At 49.7% G+C, this 15,458-nt stretch carries 15 protein-coding genes; 4 read left to right on the plus strand and 11 right to left on the minus strand.

The genetic code is table 11. From position 1 onward, the window contains the following. Positions 1-18: 18 nt before the first annotated feature. Positions 19-363, minus strand: coding sequence for a nitrous oxide-stimulated promoter family protein (locus MUU47_RS02620; RefSeq protein WP_258986558.1), 345 nt, complete (start codon positions 361-363; stop codon positions 19-21). Between the two features lie 203 nt (positions 364-566). Here MUU47_RS02620 and MUU47_RS02625 point away from each other — a divergent pair, with 203 nt between their 5' ends. Next, positions 567-1,088 (plus strand): NlpC/P60 family protein, encoded by a 522-nt coding sequence (locus MUU47_RS02625; RefSeq protein WP_258986559.1) that lies wholly within the window; start codon positions 567-569, stop codon positions 1,086-1,088. A gap of 46 nt (positions 1,089-1,134) precedes the next feature. Here MUU47_RS02625 and MUU47_RS02630 read toward each other — a convergent pair whose 3' ends face one another. Continuing rightward, positions 1,135-2,004: a LysR family transcriptional regulator gene (locus MUU47_RS02630; protein WP_258986560.1), complete on the minus strand. Its 870-nt coding sequence runs from the start codon at positions 2,002-2,004 to the stop codon at positions 1,135-1,137. Between the two features lie 100 nt (positions 2,005-2,104). On the opposite strand from MUU47_RS02630, the gene MUU47_RS02635 reads away from it, so the two are divergent. From MUU47_RS02635 to MUU47_RS02645, 3 genes are all read left to right on the plus strand, one after another. After that, on the plus strand, positions 2,105-3,298 hold the full coding sequence (locus MUU47_RS02635) for an MFS transporter (protein WP_258986561.1): 1,194 nt from the start codon (positions 2,105-2,107) through the stop codon (positions 3,296-3,298). Positions 3,299-3,425: 127 nt separating this feature from the next. Continuing rightward, positions 3,426-3,686 carry a SymE family type I addiction module toxin gene (locus MUU47_RS02640; protein ID WP_235033697.1) on the plus strand — a complete coding sequence of 87 codons (261 nt, stop codon included), beginning with the start codon at positions 3,426-3,428 and terminating at the stop codon, positions 3,684-3,686. Between the two features lie 443 nt (positions 3,687-4,129). After that, the gene (locus MUU47_RS02645; RefSeq protein WP_258986563.1) at positions 4,130-5,425 is read left to right on the plus strand and encodes a DUF1254 domain-containing protein; all 1,296 of its coding nucleotides are present in this window, start codon (positions 4,130-4,132) and stop codon (positions 5,423-5,425) included. 213 nt (positions 5,426-5,638) lie between these two features. Here MUU47_RS02645 and MUU47_RS02650 read toward each other — a convergent pair whose 3' ends face one another. The 9 genes from MUU47_RS02650 to MUU47_RS02690 all read right to left on the minus strand — a co-directional run bounded on the left by MUU47_RS02650 (position 5,639) and on the right by MUU47_RS02690 (position 15,449). Beyond that, a complete protein-coding gene (locus tag MUU47_RS02650; protein ID WP_258986564.1) occupies positions 5,639-6,649 on the minus strand; it encodes a DUF1214 domain-containing protein in 1,011 nt (336 codons plus the stop codon). 172 nt (positions 6,650-6,821) lie between these two features. Next, positions 6,822-7,928, minus strand: a complete 1,107-nt coding sequence (locus MUU47_RS02655) for a DUF1214 domain-containing protein (protein ID WP_258986566.1) — start codon at positions 7,926-7,928, stop codon at positions 6,822-6,824. A 60-nt stretch (positions 7,929-7,988) separates the two neighbouring features. Further along, positions 7,989-9,071, minus strand: coding sequence for a DUF1254 domain-containing protein (locus MUU47_RS02660; RefSeq protein ID WP_258986568.1), 1,083 nt, complete (start codon positions 9,069-9,071; stop codon positions 7,989-7,991). Beyond that, positions 9,068-10,483, minus strand: a complete 1,416-nt coding sequence (locus tag MUU47_RS02665) for a hypothetical protein (RefSeq protein WP_258986569.1) — start codon at positions 10,481-10,483, stop codon at positions 9,068-9,070. The genes MUU47_RS02660 and MUU47_RS02665 overlap by 4 nt, the downstream gene beginning before the upstream one ends. A gap of 2 nt (positions 10,484-10,485) precedes the next feature. Continuing rightward, the gene (locus MUU47_RS02670) at positions 10,486-12,045 is read right to left on the minus strand and encodes a VWA domain-containing protein (protein WP_258986570.1); all 1,560 of its coding nucleotides are present in this window, start codon (positions 12,043-12,045) and stop codon (positions 10,486-10,488) included. Further along, on the minus strand, positions 12,042-13,052 hold the full coding sequence (locus MUU47_RS02675) for a vWA domain-containing protein (RefSeq protein ID WP_309578253.1): 1,011 nt from the start codon (positions 13,050-13,052) through the stop codon (positions 12,042-12,044). The genes MUU47_RS02670 and MUU47_RS02675 overlap by 4 nt, the downstream gene beginning before the upstream one ends. Next, on the minus strand, positions 13,045-13,512 hold the full coding sequence (locus MUU47_RS02680) for a DUF4381 family protein (protein WP_258986571.1): 468 nt from the start codon (positions 13,510-13,512) through the stop codon (positions 13,045-13,047). Before MUU47_RS02680 ends, MUU47_RS02675 begins: the two co-directional genes overlap by 8 nt. 1 nt (position 13,513) lies before the next feature. Next, the gene (locus tag MUU47_RS02685; RefSeq protein ID WP_258986573.1) at positions 13,514-14,446 is read right to left on the minus strand and encodes a DUF58 domain-containing protein; all 933 of its coding nucleotides are present in this window, start codon (positions 14,444-14,446) and stop codon (positions 13,514-13,516) included. 4 nt (positions 14,447-14,450) lie between these two features. Further along, on the minus strand, positions 14,451-15,449 hold the full coding sequence (locus MUU47_RS02690) for an AAA family ATPase (RefSeq protein ID WP_154158535.1): 999 nt from the start codon (positions 15,447-15,449) through the stop codon (positions 14,451-14,453). Between the last annotated feature and the right edge of the window lie 9 nt (positions 15,450-15,458).

Here is a 15,458-nt window from a genome sequence, read left to right on the forward strand (position 1 = left end):
TGTCCTGCGGCGTGTTTCCTATTTCTTCGGTCGGTATTTTTCCGGTAGCTCAGGCACCGTGCGCTTATCATCCATCAGATGCAGGACAGTCAGCAACGGATGCCGCCACAGCATACGTGGCCCCGCCCAGCGCATAATCTGCTTCATCTCTTCCCGCTTAGCGGGCTGATAGCAATGCACCGGGCATTGCTTGCAGGCCGGTTTTTCTTCACCAAAGACACATTTGTCGAGCCGTTTTTCCGCATAGGCATTCAGCGCCGCGTAGTGCTCTGGCGCTGAAATGGCCTGCGGACAGCGTTTTGCAAAGAGCGCAATCATCCGACGAATCGTCAGTTTCTCTCTGCGGATACGGCTTCCTGACATGGTGCATCCTCAAATCATAAGTTGCATCAATAATACCCTTTAAAAATCAGCGATTCCAGACACGCCGCCGATCTCAGTCCAAAAAGAGACTGCACCAAGCCTGGACAAAAAACGAGCAAAGTATATTATTTGCGCACTTTCCGGGAGGAGTCCGGTCTATTATTCGTAAGGATTTTTTCGCTCTTTTAAAGACTTTTTCTTTTATGCATTTATCTAAAACGTTCTTTGCTCTCGTTTTGTGTACCACGACGATTATTTCTGGCCACGCATTCGCTTTTAACATGCCATCAGAATTGACCACTTTAAATAATCAGAGCCTGACCCAGAAAATATCTGTACCGTCGACAGAAAATATAAAATCAAAAATTCTCGATCAATATTCTCGCTGGAAAGGAACACACTATCATTTTGGTGGCTCATCTCATCGTGGCATCGACTGTTCCGCGCTGATGCAGGCTGTTTTTCAAGGTTCGATGAACATGAGTCTGCCACGCACTACCGGCGAGCAAATTAATCATGGTTTTCGTATTGCTCAGAATGAACTGAAGCCTGGCGATCTGGTGTTTTTCAAAACCTCAAGAGCAACACGCCATGTCGGCGTCTATGTGGGAAATAATGAATTTATCCATGCGTCGAAAATAAAAGGGGTCACAGTTTCAAGCCTTGCCAATAATTACTGGCAAGCTCATTACGAAACTGCTCGTCGTATTACCGAAAACACCTAAAGAAAACCCCGGTGATGTCAGCACATCACCGGGGGTTTTTCACCTCTTACGTCAACAGGCGTATCACTTCCGCCATTCCTCTGCTGAGAATTTTGTCCGGGCGCATCACAAACGCCAGCTGGCGATGCAGAACGGGCACCAGCGAATGAACCTCTAATCCTTCGCTGTCGAATACATTCTCAACCGCCATCTTCGGCACAATACTCACCCCAAGTCCGGCCCTCACCAGCCGTTTTATCGCCTCAATACTGCCCGATTCCATCACTGGCGATATCGTCAGACCGCTGGCAGAAAACCAGCTGTCGATGAGCAAACGCGTTCCGCTGCCTTCTTCGAAGGCGATCCACGGCAAGGCATACAGGCCGTCAGCCGAAATCGGCATCGCCCCCTTTCCCGAGCGGCAGATAAACACAAATTCCTCTTCCCGGCAGCGGTTAACTACAAGTTGACGACTGCTGACTGGCTGCGTGACCAATCCCAGATCAAGGCGATTCTCTTCCACCGCCCGCACAATATCGACCGTGTTTCCCGTTGTAACGCCAACCTGCAGCGAAGGGTAGGTTTCACGCAGGTATTGCAATGCGGGCGGCAACAGATGAATACACGCCGTCGCGCCGGTGCCAATTCGCACCTGGCCGCTCACGTCCTGCGAAACCTCACTCACCGCACGAACGGCATCATCAACGGCCTGCGAGATTCTCTCGCTGTGAGCAAGTAATGCGAGGCCCGCAGCAGTTGCCGTCACGCCGCGCCCGGTCCTTTCAACCAGCCGGGCACGCAGTGATTGTTCAAGCTGTCGGATTTGCAGACTCACCGCAGGCTGCGACAGGCCCAGCGCATCAGCGGCGGCGGAAAAACTTCCGCGCCCGACAACCAGGCGAAACGTGGCTAAGTGACTCAGATTGAGAGACGTCATCTCTAAGTTTTTCTCATACGCTGCATCAGGTTACGCCCCTACCACCTTAGGAATGAGCGGCATAGGCTGGATACCTTTGTAATAACATTGAGATAAAACAATGACCAGCGATTATCTGACGCCTACCCGCCGAGTGACGACCTGCGCCGGGCTGAGCCAGCTTATTAACTGGGGCATATCCTTTTATATGCCAGGCACCTTTGCCCACGCCATCATGCTTACCACTGGCTGGGCGCCCTCTTTTATATACGGTGGTTTAACGCTGGCGATGCTCATCATGGCGGCTGCTTCCCCTTTCACCGCCAGGCTGCTCGCGCTGTTTGGCGGTCAGCGATTGGTGATGACTGGCACGCTGCTGATTGCCTTCGGGTGTTTTATGCTCTCGCTTTCTACGACCAAAATAATATGGATAGCGGGCTGGAGCGTTATCGGGATTGGGATGCGTTTGTCGCTGTATGACGCACTGTTCGCTGTATTGGTCGGCCTTTACGGGCCGGCTGCGCGTCAGGTGATTTCTCAGGTTGCGCTGTTTGGCGGTCTGGCCTCGGTCGTGTTCTGGCCGCTGGGAACCCTGTTGCTGGAATGGGTCTCCTGGCAAACGGCCCTGTTTATCTATGGCTGCGCAGGACTGCTCAACGCGAGTTTATTGCGGGCAATCCCCAATCGCCAGTCATCGAGAAAGACTCAGGCGCACTCTGTTTCTCAGTGCTCTACGGCCCGCTTACCCGCCATCCTCTATGCCCTGTTTATCGCGCTAATGACTTTTGTCTCGAATGGAACATCAACGCATTTACCGGAGCTTATCGCCAACTTCGGCCTTCCTGTCAGTGTGGGAATGCTGTGGGGCATAGGCCAGACGGGCGCGCGGCTGCTCGATGTGATCTCTGGGCAGCGCCTGACGCCCGCACGCCTGGCCGTCATTACATCGTTACTGATCCCGCTGTGTTTTCTGCTCGCGTTGACCGCCAACGTTGCACCTGCCGCTATTGCGGGGTTTGCCCTCGGATACGGCGCGGTCAACGGGTTGATGACCGTGGTGAAAGCCACCCTGCCACTGCAACTCTTCAACCCGGAACAGTACGCCGAACGCACCGGTTTGCTGCTGATCCCGGGCCAGCTGCTTGCAGCCATATCCCCTTTTGCCTGGGCCTGGCTTGGCAGTCATGCAGGCGTAGACGGTACGCTGTGGTTTTCGTTGTCACTCGGAGTGGTAATAGCCATTCTTGCGCTGGCGCTGGCGAAATGCGTCCGGTTACGTGGGCAATTTTCCGAACGGTTATCCAGTAATCCATGAAACGACCGCACCGTTTCATTTTCTCAGGAAGGCAGTACGCACTTTGCATTTTTTCCATCATTAAGATGCTGGACTGATCTCCCGTTCTTTTTATACTGCGCCACAGACGGCAAAGGAGAGAATGACGATGAATCTTCCCAACGCATTAGGGGTAAATACAGTAAAAACAGCGCGTCAGATTAAAGTGAGCTACGTCAGAAAACGCCATCAGGATCCCAAAACGGGACGCACGCGTCATTACAGTCGTCATCCAAGTCTGGTGCTCAGCGGTAACTGGCTTGAAAAGGCTGGATTCCCCACGGGGGTGAGTGTTTCCGTGAGCGTGCAGCATGGACAACTGATTCTGAAGCCACTGTATTCAGCTGTTACGCTTCCCATTGAGACTTAAAGCATGTCATTTTTTGTTGAAGTTTCAGGCCCACTGTCAGCACAGTTTTTACTGCGAGAAAGCTGCTGTTCTATTGCCGGACGAACAGGTTTGCGTTAACCAGAGGGGTGAAAACCCAGCTCGTTCGGTGTAGTTATCCGCCGAGAGTGGCCGTTCATGGGGCCGCAAGGAAAAACAAAGTCCTACGTTGAGTTAAGCCTGTTTTTTTAGCGGCGTAAGGTTATAGCGTGTACAAATTCAGTAAACCGAATAACATCCCTTGTTCCTGTCAATACGGCCGTCGATGTACTCTAATCATTAAACTTAACCTGCACGAATCATTTAAAAATAAACAAAATATCAATACTACGCGTTTTATTTTAATGACATTAGACATCTTTCTACCACTCAGCCATTTTGAAATGGCACTATAATCTGGAAGACCATTTTAAAAGGACATAGTGATGAAAAAAATTCTCCTCCCGCTGGCATTGATTATGACCAGCAACGTTGCATTTGCGCAGCAAATTTCTGATAAACATGCTGAGGATGCCTACGTATACGGCTACTCCATGGATCAGGCATACAAATTCTTTTATGAAACGGCGGTGAAAACCGATACTCCGATGAACCGTTTCCAGAACATCCGCCACCTTGCCGATGATACCTATACCGACCATCCAACAATTAATAACGATACCCTGCATCTGATGGGCTGGCTGGATGTTGCCGCTGAACCTGTGATTGTCAGTGTCCCGGACATGGACAAAGGACGTTACTGGGTGCTGCATACCATGGACATGGGGCATTACACCACGTCTATGATCGGTTCCCGTACCCGTGGTAATAAAGGCGGGCATTTCATGTTTGCCTCTAAAACGTGGAAAGGTGAAGTTCCACCGAGCGTAACGGAAGTGATCCGTGTTGATTCCGATCTCCTGAAATTGATGGGCCGCATTATGGCGACAAGCCCTGAAGATACTAAGGTCGCACTGAACTACATGGACGACTGGAATGTCAGAACACTTTCTGCCTATTTAGGTGTCCCAGGGCCTAAAGCCAAAGAGCGTACCTATCCTGATCCTGCGAAAACCAACTGGCTGCAACGTGTGAACTTCGTGCTATGTGAAGGCGATATGGCCACCTCGGATAAAAAATGGCTGGATCAGTACAAAGACGTAGGTCTTGCGCCATGTAAGGAGGATTTCACCACTGAGCAGATCGAAGCGGCTAAGAAAGGTGAACAATTGGGTATGGCGCATCTGACCGCGCTGGCTCCGCAAATGACCAACGCAGGTAAAATGCTGGGGACTCGTGAGGAGTTACAAAATGGTCAACGCGACCTGTTTGCTGAAGGCACCTTCCTCGGTCAATGGGGATTGCCGCCAGATGAATCCGTCTATATGCAGGCAGTGAAAGGCTCCGACGGTCAGAGCATCAGCGGCGCGAACGGTAAAAAATACCGTATGCGCTTCAAAGCACCTGACGTAAGCCAGTTCTGGTCATTTACTGCTTATGCATCTGATACTAAATTGATGGCACATAACGAAATCAACCGCCATAGCCGTGGTGATCGCACCCTGAAAGCGGATGCAGACGGCATGTACACGATTGAGATGAGTGCTAAAGGTGATGCAAATAACCCTAACTGGTTGCCAATCCCTGAAAAAGATACTTACGTCGTTCTGCGTATGTATGGACCAAGCAAAGACGTTCAGGCAGGCAAGTACACCTTCCCGACGGTTGACGTTGTGAAGTAATGCTTTCGTTATGGTCAGATAGCCACGGAAAACAGGCTATCTGACCTATTAAAATTTAGAGCGTGAATAAAATCCCTGTTTTGCTTTAATGATTGCAAGATACATTGCATTCGTAAGCGTCATCCCGGCACTGTCTGGCGGATCCTGACCACCCCGATGCCAAAGACGTCGGGGTCCATAAAGGCCAGTACTATCTGACCCGCGCTCGCAATTTTACTTCACTTCAACTGGTGTCGGTACGGTATAAGAACCATTAATGACTGACTCACCAGGGCGATAAATACGCATTCCCAGATACCAGTTATCCCCAGGCGTCGGGAGCCAGTTTTTCTGCGTACCACAGACCTTTTCAGGGCCATAGTAAATAGTGAATTTACCATCTGGATCGAATTTAATGGTCCGGTTATTCAGAATAGAATTCTCATCGTGCAGATATTTATCCGCACCATACATCGTGAAGGAGAAGAAACCGCCCTTGTTAAAGTCTGGTTTGCTATAGGTGGCTTTGTAGCATTTATCACCGCTCAGGCCAAAGTCACGGTAGAGATAAACAGCATCTTTTGCCGGAAGCAAACCGAGTGCGACAGAGGCGCTCAGACGCAGCATCTTCGGATCAATTTTACCCCGTGCACCAGCTGTGTCGTTGAAGTTAGGCAATTTCGCTGCCTCGGCCTGATATTGTTTACGTAATGTCATCAGGCTGTCCTTATCCCAGTCAACAGGCGTATAAGACTTAACTTTGGTGCCTGCAGGCCATTTTACGGATATTTCATCCTGTAACTTATGGACATAGTCAATATCCTGCGGATCGCCAGGATTCACCTGAGTGCGCACCACGATCGCCGCAAACTCGGTTTTTGATTTTATCTCAAAAGTACCAGGGCCATAAAAAACCTGATCAGTGAAGTCATCATTCTGCATGATCATTGCTGACTGGTAGCGACCATCTTTTGATCTTGGCAGCGTTACCGTCGTACCATTCGGAACATAGTAGACACCAAAGGAGTAAATAGTATCACGGTTCATGGTCACTGCAGGTTGCTTATCCAGTGGCATCAGTGTGCGGTCATGACGGAATTTATTGCTTCCAACGTCGTTAACAACATTCTGATAAGAAAGGTCAACTTCGGCACGGGCATAGTTTTCTGGGGTAACCGTTTGAGCTGCGTATGCTGAAGAGCCCATTATCATGGTCGTCATCAGTATGGCATTTACTTTTTTCATTTATTACCTCTGGTATAAATTAATAACATGCTTTCATGTTAATTGAACTGAAGGTTCATGGTGGTCAGTCCATTAATTGTACTGACCTTATTAGATCAAAGTCCCGGCCTTACGACCAGGGCTTTGTCAGCTGTGTGAGATACCCCCCGAGATGTATCTCTTGTTGAAACGATCAATGCTGGCTGACAACAGGATGATTTTTTTGCATATCTTTTGAGTATGTCAGAATATCATCAACTGAGGTTGGCAAATATGCGCGCATTAATGCATTCCAGTTTTTCGTTGTCTGGAAGTTGTTAATCGCATTATCACCGCAGTTAAAGTGAAGCGTATAGCTGCCATCTTTATTCGGTTTTGCATGATGCGAATTAATCACGAAGTGATCCGTTTTCACCCATCCTTCAGAGTTATACACTGTCAGTGACCAGTAACCGTTCTTATCATACTGAACCGGCAGTGGCTTAATCGTCGTTGAACTACACTGTGCATTTTTTGCGCCATCATCAGCCGGTGCAACAACCCAATAAAAAGCATGCTTTGCAGGCAATCCACCCCAGCCACCAATATTAACTAACTGATACTGTGGAGTGATGATTTTATCGCCTTTGGAGACAAATCCTTTATAGATAACAGCTTCTTTCGGGCCACGGCGAACAATTTCAGCACGCAGTTTATTGAAGGAATCAACATCGTATTTCACGTCACTTTTATAGGGTTCAGGCGTTCCGCCAAAACTTACTTTCACCATGTCCTGTCGCTTATTCAGCTCTGCTATTCCTTTTTCATCCAGACTTCTGGGCTGAGTGCGCATGAAGAGATAAACAAAACGACCGTGTGTTAAGTCCGACTGTTTAACGGTGACGGTTTGCCCTGGATAGACAACGGCAATAGTGAAGTGGTCTTCATCAAAAACATGTACACTTTGATACAGGTCATAAGGTGGAACGGTAATCGTAATTCCGCCTTTGGTATCAAAAACACCGTAAGAATAAATAAGGTCAAAGTTAGAACGTATGACCGTTTGATTCTTCAGATCAATACCTTTTCTTTCATGACGGAATTTATTGCCGCCAGAAGTCAGTGTCTCCGCAGCAAAATACTTGGCGGTCTCAGCACGGATAAGATTATCCATAGTGACTTTGACACCATTTTCATTCGAAAACGAAGGGTTTGCTGATGTGACCTGACCATCAGTCTGAACGCCAGTATCCATGGCCAGCACTGAGGCACTTGTCAACAAAGTAGCTGCTATGGCCAAATGTCGTATAACTTTTTTCATGATTTTCTCTTCATGTTCAGGAAAGGCTGGGAGTTACCAGCCTCTCTATTATTAATATAATTATTTCACTGCTTTAGGTTCAGGAAGCTTGTACTTGTTATTCTGAATATCTTCGTCAGGGAAATAGACTCGCAGCGCGAGCGTCCAGTTATCTGTTGGCGCAATAAGCAGGTTTTCAGCATCCTTACCACACGTTTCCGGCGTACCGTAATGCATGGTAAATGACTTGCCATCCGGATTAAGTTTCAGCTCTTTATTCGAAAGGCTGGAACCTTTTTCGGTATGAAGGTAGAGGTCATCCCCATAAATCGTCATGGAATAGAACCCAAGATCGGCTTTTGCCAGCCCCGGTACAGGATAGGTGGCGGTATAGCAGGTATTTTTAGCGACCTTATAGGTATTGAAGGAGTACCAGGCATCCTTATCAGGGAGCAGGCCTGTGGCGACCGCCGCACCAATGTTTACATCTTCCTGTGGATAGGCGCCACGTGCTCCCGACGTCTTACTGACTCCCCGTTTATTGGCGATCTCGCGATAATGTGTCTGGAGTTTTTTCAGCTCTTCTTTGTTCCAGTCAATCATTTTGAAGGCTTTTGGCGTATAGCCTTCCGGGAAGGTCACATGATATTCATCCTGAATTTTATGTGCTTTTTTAATGTCTTCCGGATCGTTAGGGTTAACCTGAGTACGGATATTCAGCACAAGAAAATTCGTAGCCTTATCCGGGTCAATTTTGTAATCTCCAGCACCATAGTAAACATGCTCAGTGGTGTGGTCGTGATCCATAACATGCAGTGAAATATATCGACCGTCGCCTTTCGGTACATGGACGGTTGCCCCATGCGAAGCATCAATGATGGCGAAGGAGTATAGCGTGTCCCTGTTCATCAACACAGCCGGCTGCTTATCAATTTCCATCGGCATGCGGTGATGATAGAAAGTGTTCGTCGCCCCATGTTTGACTTCTTCATTCATCGCCATATCCAGCGCAGCGAAAGCATAATTCTCTGGAGTCACACTGACATTTGTTTTGCCCGGAAGGGTGGTTTCAAACTGACGCACCTGTTCAATAGTCTGAGCGTCAGCAGCCCATACGTTACTGACAAATAGCGCCAATGCACTTATACAGAGTACCTTTTTCATAACATCTCCTGTGTTTGTAGAACTGATGGTGAAGAGGATTGCCTCGAATTCGTGATCACGACTGTTTTATCTGCTTCACCGAAAATACCGCCATTCAGAGGTGGCAGCGCGCAAGGATGCCAAAATGTAAAGCGTGCTGTTTTCATGGTTGCACGCTGGCGGATAATCCCTCTGATCACTCGAAATCTCCCGGGATAACGAATATCCGATGCTCCATAAGCCGCATCAGACCACTGAGCCAGGGCTGCATGTTGCGCTTTACCAGTCAGATATTTCAATCGCCAGTACTGGTAGTGACGCCTGCTTTGGCTGTTTTTTACCCCGACGACCATAAGGTGTAAGCAAAGCCATAAAAACTGTATTTTGGGTGAGGTTTTGATCCACTGAACGCTGGCCTGCCCAGCTTTACGCAGTAACTGCCTCATTCGCCGATGAAAAATTACGACTACGCCAACGATGGCCACAGCAAAACATATCCAGCGCCATGTTTTGTCTGGCAATAACGCCAGTTTTTCCATCAACGTCAGTTGGATCGCTGGTTTCACCGTATTCGCCACGGCACTTTTGAGTATTACCCCATCCAGCTTTGACGTCCGAAATTCCGATGTATCCGTGTCATACCAGCGAATATTTACCGCCTTCAGAGGGATCGTGCCTGCGTGTTGCGCTGAGTAGTACCAGTGCTCTGTCCGCGTACCGCCAATAAATTCATCGTAGTTTATAATGTCGGTCGCTTCCGATTGGTGCTCCGCAACCTGGCTTTCGGGGGGTATCGTTGGGATCAACTTTCCCTGAATTCCCTGCGCTTCAATCAGAATACGGCGCTCGATGAGTTGCCCGCTTTTCAGCGTTAAACCTTTCAGTGCGTCAGCATCAAGCTCCTGCTCCTGTTTATCTCCCGCCAACAAATAAAACGACTGAGTGACTTTCACATCGGTGGCTGGAAGAAATTGTGCGATATCTCCGGCGCCTGGCGGCATAGCGACATCTACCGATATCGGAGCAAATGCCAGTATTGGTGAGGATTTCTGCTCGGGGTAAACCGTGACAGATGTTTGATTCAGTCTCAACGCCCCTTCAGAAAGCGGCGTCAGCAGATAGTTTTGTGTTGCCCCGCGTTGCGTAAAACTACCGTGAGAACGTTCAATTGAAGGCGAGAGCATAAACATCGATACAATCGTTGCCCCCGGCATATCCCAATCCGGGAACTGCGGGAACCAGTTGACCTTTTCTGGCATCCAGACGGTGGCGGTCATCTGGACACTCTGTTTCGGTACCAATGTTTTGGGCGGTGCAATATGCGGATCCCGGACGCTGCTTAAACTGACATTGGCCTGCCAGTCTTCGTTACTGGCACTGACAAATGCGGAAAAAGTACAAAGACAGCTCAGGATAATGATTTTTTTTAACATCGCTATTCCCCCTGAGACTGTAGAATAAACAGAGACTTGAGCATCTCCTTTGGTGAGGTATCGACATTACTCATCCAGTTATTCAGCTCGCTGTCATTCATGTTTTTAGCCGAACGTGGCGACTCGTTTTTTGTTTTTGCATGCTGCTGTTCTATCTTCAGGAAACTGAAGTCAGTGTGATTATCCGCCCGCTGCCGCTTTCCTTGTTTTTTCTGTGTCTCTTCCAGGATGGCTTTGACCGTTGCCGCATTGGTTTTGGCCGCCAGCAACGTCGGGTCGCACTGGAGTGCCTGTGCATAGTAGTGAAGTGCGGCCTGGTACTGCTGCAACTGTGCCAGACTGTTCGCGAGATAGAAATTCCCCTCAGCACTGTCAACATTATGAAAAGCCGCAGCGGCGTTTTGATACTCTTTCGCCAGATAATACGCACGTCCCTTACGGTAGCTATCAGTATACAGAGTGGCGGCTGCCGGATAATCCTTATTATTCATCGCTTTTTGCCCAAGCTGATCGGGTGTCCACCACAGGTGGTTCCAATCAGCTTTTGCCTGGGGTGCCCAAAAAGTGGTACTCAGCAACAGCGGGAAAAGAACCGCCGCCACGGAGAGACGGCGAAACAGCATGACCGCCAGCGGCAACATCAGCAATACCAGCCAGTAGCCCGAATCCTGCCAGCGCCAGCGATTGCTTTCATTTTGTGATTGTCGGACGGAATTGCGGATATGGTCGGTAAGCCAATTGAGATCCTGATCATCTGTGGTCATGCTCAACACCGGAATCCCGGCCTGCTTCAGTGCATCAAATGCGGCAATCGGAACCTGCGTGGTTCCAGGACTGAATGTGTTATACGGCGCGAATCGCAATGCACCACCCGCTTTTGTCCCAACCACAAGTACCTCAAGAGCCGGAAAATGGGTGTAAAAAGCCCGTAAAGCGGCATCATCCAGAGATGATAAGGTATCGGTCACGACCACAATATTAACCGGCTGTCCGTTATTTTTGCTGCTCTCATCGGCGAGCGCCAACGCTGCACGCAGCGCCGATTCAGGACGTGGCGTGACGGGCATCAGATCAGGTTCCAGCGGTGGCATAAACAGATTAAAAAACTCATTGTTTTGCGTCAGAGGGATCACCAGATGTGCGGTATTCGCCCATGCGATCACACCAAACGAGGATTGCGGCAGACGCTGACGAAGTGCGTCGATTTTCGCTTTTGCGGCACGGTTTCGATTAGGCACGACGTCCCCGGCATACATGGACGTCCCGTTAGCAAATACCACCATTACAGCCGCTTTTTCCCGTAGCCCTTCCGGGATCTGTTTGTGCCAGCTGGGGCCAGCCATTGCGATTAGCCCGACCGTGAGTAACAGCCAAAGTATATTCAACCGGTTCAATAACCGCTGCCCACGATGTTGGTGCACTAGCGCACCCGCCAGTTTTGGGTCGATAACGCTGAACCACTCGGAATCTCTGCTCTGTCGACGATGCGCTATCAGGGCCGCGATGACCAAAACCACGATACCTGCCAGCCACCAGGGGCGCAGGAAATGCAGGTCACTCATTTTTTCGCCCTCCCCGACCATAGACAGAATGTCATCACTCCAAATCCGACAAGGGCGACGCCTAACGGCCACATGAACAGTGGCTGTCGGTAAGACCAACCCGTTTTTTTCATTTTTCGTGGCGTCAGTTGATTAATGGCCTGGTATACTTCCTGAAGTGAATCTTCGCTACCATTCACTTCATGGTATGTTCCCCCCGTTTCGCGGGCGATCTTTTGTAGCAACGGCAAGTTGATACTCTCCTGATTCCCCCCCGCCAGAGCGATGGTATGAATGATCATGTGCTCGCGTCGAGCCAGGCGTAATGCCACATCAGGGGGAAGTGTGGACGCGGTGTCCTTCCCGTCAGTCAGCAGAACGACCATTCTTTCGTTATCCGTTGATTCATCACCTTCAGAAGCAAGACTGTTATACATTTTGATAGTGCTACCGATGGCGTCACCGATACTGGTTTGTGGCCCTGCCATCGCCGGACGCAGGTCATTTACACGCTGCAAAAGAACGTGATGATCGGCACTCAACGGTGCGAAGGGATAGGCTTTACTGCCAAACACTATCAGCCCGATATTGTCCTCTTTCCTGTCCTGGATAAATTGACGGACGGCGTTCTGCATTGCCACGGACCGACTAATGAGTTTTCCGTGGCTTCCCTGCATATCTTCTGTTGCCATTGACCCTGAGACATCCAGCACCAGTACAATGTCACGAGCGGACACCTCTTCTGACGCCGGTGGCATTATCCACTGGGGGCGTGTAGCGGCACAGACCAGACAAAACCAACTCAATGACCAAAGCAGTAACATCCAACGCCTTTCCCCGGGCGTTGTGCGGCTTATCGTCGGCGCATCAACCAGTAAATATGGGAGATTAGGCACTCTCACACTGTAGTGGTGAGATGTTGGGGGTTTTGGCAAATAACGTAGCAACAGAGGTAATGGCAATAGTACCCACAACCAAAGCCACTGAAACTCAAGATGCTGGAGATGATGGACCACAGATTCAAACATCGGGTAATTCCTTTAACCAGCGCTGAATAGCACCAGCAAGCTGTACGTTCTCAGCATCAGGTAACATTCCTCCACGACGATAATGATTCTTTACCATTGCCCTATGAACGCTATCGGGAAGCTCAGGCAGCTGTGCCAGTAGCTGCTGTTCATTGAAGGCGGACAACTGTTCTGCGGGCAGATAAAGCCGCAGAACACGTTTGATAAGGACAAACCAGTCGTCGGCGCGCGCACTCTGTTTAGCGGCAATGGCCAGTGCGTGAGCCTCACGCCGCCAGAGTCTCCGCTGGTATCTGCGATACCGGACCATACATACAGTGACAATGGTCAGCACGATGACGACCAGCAATAGCTTCCACGCAAGAGTGTCAGGAAACAGGCTGACTGCCGAGGGGAGCTTCAGTTCAACCAGATCAGGGAGGTCCACCCCGGAAAAGGTATTCATTTGTGGATGACTCATCTTACTGTTCCCTCCGCAGAAGCAGCGCTTCCTGGAGCTGAATATCCGAAGCCTGCCATGTCGTGATGGGACGTGATGCAATACCTGATTCGGTCAGACGAGATTGTAAAGAAGTGAAATTCTGCTCGGCACGTTCGGCAATCTGTTGACGCTGCAGGTGCGAAGAGAACTGGAGCTCTGTGACCAGTCCGCCCCAGGTTGATAAGAATTCACCGCGTGTCGGCCAGGCATTGATGATCCCGTCATAGACCGGCAATACCAGACATTGCGTTCGTGCCGCAGTTTCAGTCATGAGCTGCCAGGCCGGTTCGCTGACGTGATTGAAATCGCTGATCATCGCCACCAGGGCATTGGTTGAAATCTGGCGGCGTAGATGCTGAATGGCAATGAGAAACTCACTATCGGCGCGAGTCTCTTTCACATCGGCGGACAACATTTGATTCGCCTGAACCAACGACGCAAATAAGCGGATTAAATGACCACGGTGATGACGCGGAGAAAATACCTCAACCTGCTGCTCTGTCACAATAATCAAGCCGTAAGGCTGTTTTTTATGATGTGACATCCACAATAGCTGTGCTGCGGTGCGCACGGCAAGCACAGATTTTAATTGGCATTGGGTGCCAAAAAACATGTCAGCGGTTTGATCGACAACCACAAAAAATGGTCGCTCACGTTCTTCATTAAACACCCTAATAAACGGAACACCGCGCATACGTGCGGTCACGTTCCAGTCGATATCCCGGACATCATCGCCCTGCTGATAGTGGCGAATCTGATCAAATGCGCCACCACGACCATTAATACGTGAAGGCCGATTTCCCTGCAGCAAAGAGGACGAGACACGGCTAAATGAACTGGCCATCTGACGAGTAGACGCTTCATAGCTCACCAGCTCTTCAAGTGTAACGTAGACTCCTTCCTGTGCACCCATGGCGTTATCCTGTAACAGTCAACTGTAAAATCCGGGCGATCGCGTTCTCAACTTTGACGCCCGCCGCCGCGGCCTGGAAGGACAAGACAATGCGATGACGTAAAACGTCATAGGCAATGGCCTGTACATCTGAGGGATCAACGTAATCCCGTCCAGCCAGCCAGGCATGCGCTCGAGCGGCGCGTTCAAGACCCAGCGTCGCGCGAGGACTCCCCCCGATACTGACCCATTGTGCAAGCTCTTCATCATATTTCGCCGGATGACGACTGGCATGAATAATACCGACGATATAATCCTTAATCACATCACTCACATGGATATCTGCCACTTCTCGCCATGCCTGATAGATCGTCTCTTTATTCAGTTTGTCGCTATCTTCAATCACCGCGCTGCTTATTGCCGTCTCGCTATAACGACGTTGCTGCTCGCTACGCACTAGATCGAGAATGCGTTTTTCGCTTTCTGCTGATGGGTAATCAACTTCAACTTTCATCAGGAAGCGATCCAGCTGGGCTTCGGGAAGATTATACGTCCCTTCCTGTTCTACCGGGTTTTGCGTCGCCAGTGCCATAAAGAGTTTAGGCAAGGCGTAAGTCTTACCGGCGACTGTGATCTGCCGTTCTTCCATCGCTTCCAGCAATGCTGACTGAACCTTAGCGGGTGCACGGTTAATTTCATCAACCAGTACCAGGTTGCCAAATACCGGACCTTCGCGGAACTGGAAGGCGTCCTCTACGGAATGTGTCTCGGGCACATAAATCTCCGAACCCGTAATATCGGCAGGCAACAAATCTGGCGTGAACTGGATCCGGCGAAAGGTAGCATCGAGATTTTCAGCAAGACTGCGGATGGCTCGCGTTTTCGCAAGACCCGGCATTCCTTCCAGCAATAAGTTAGCATCGCACAACAGGCAGATGATAATGCTGCGCACCACCTTTTCCTGGCCGATAATTGCACGTCCCATTTTCTCTTCAAGGGCAAGTACGTGTGCAAGGGTATTCATCGTTTACCA

This window comes from Scandinavium hiltneri (genome assembly GCF_024764835.1).
Classification (GTDB): domain Bacteria; phylum Pseudomonadota; class Gammaproteobacteria; order Enterobacterales; family Enterobacteriaceae; genus Scandinavium; species Scandinavium hiltneri.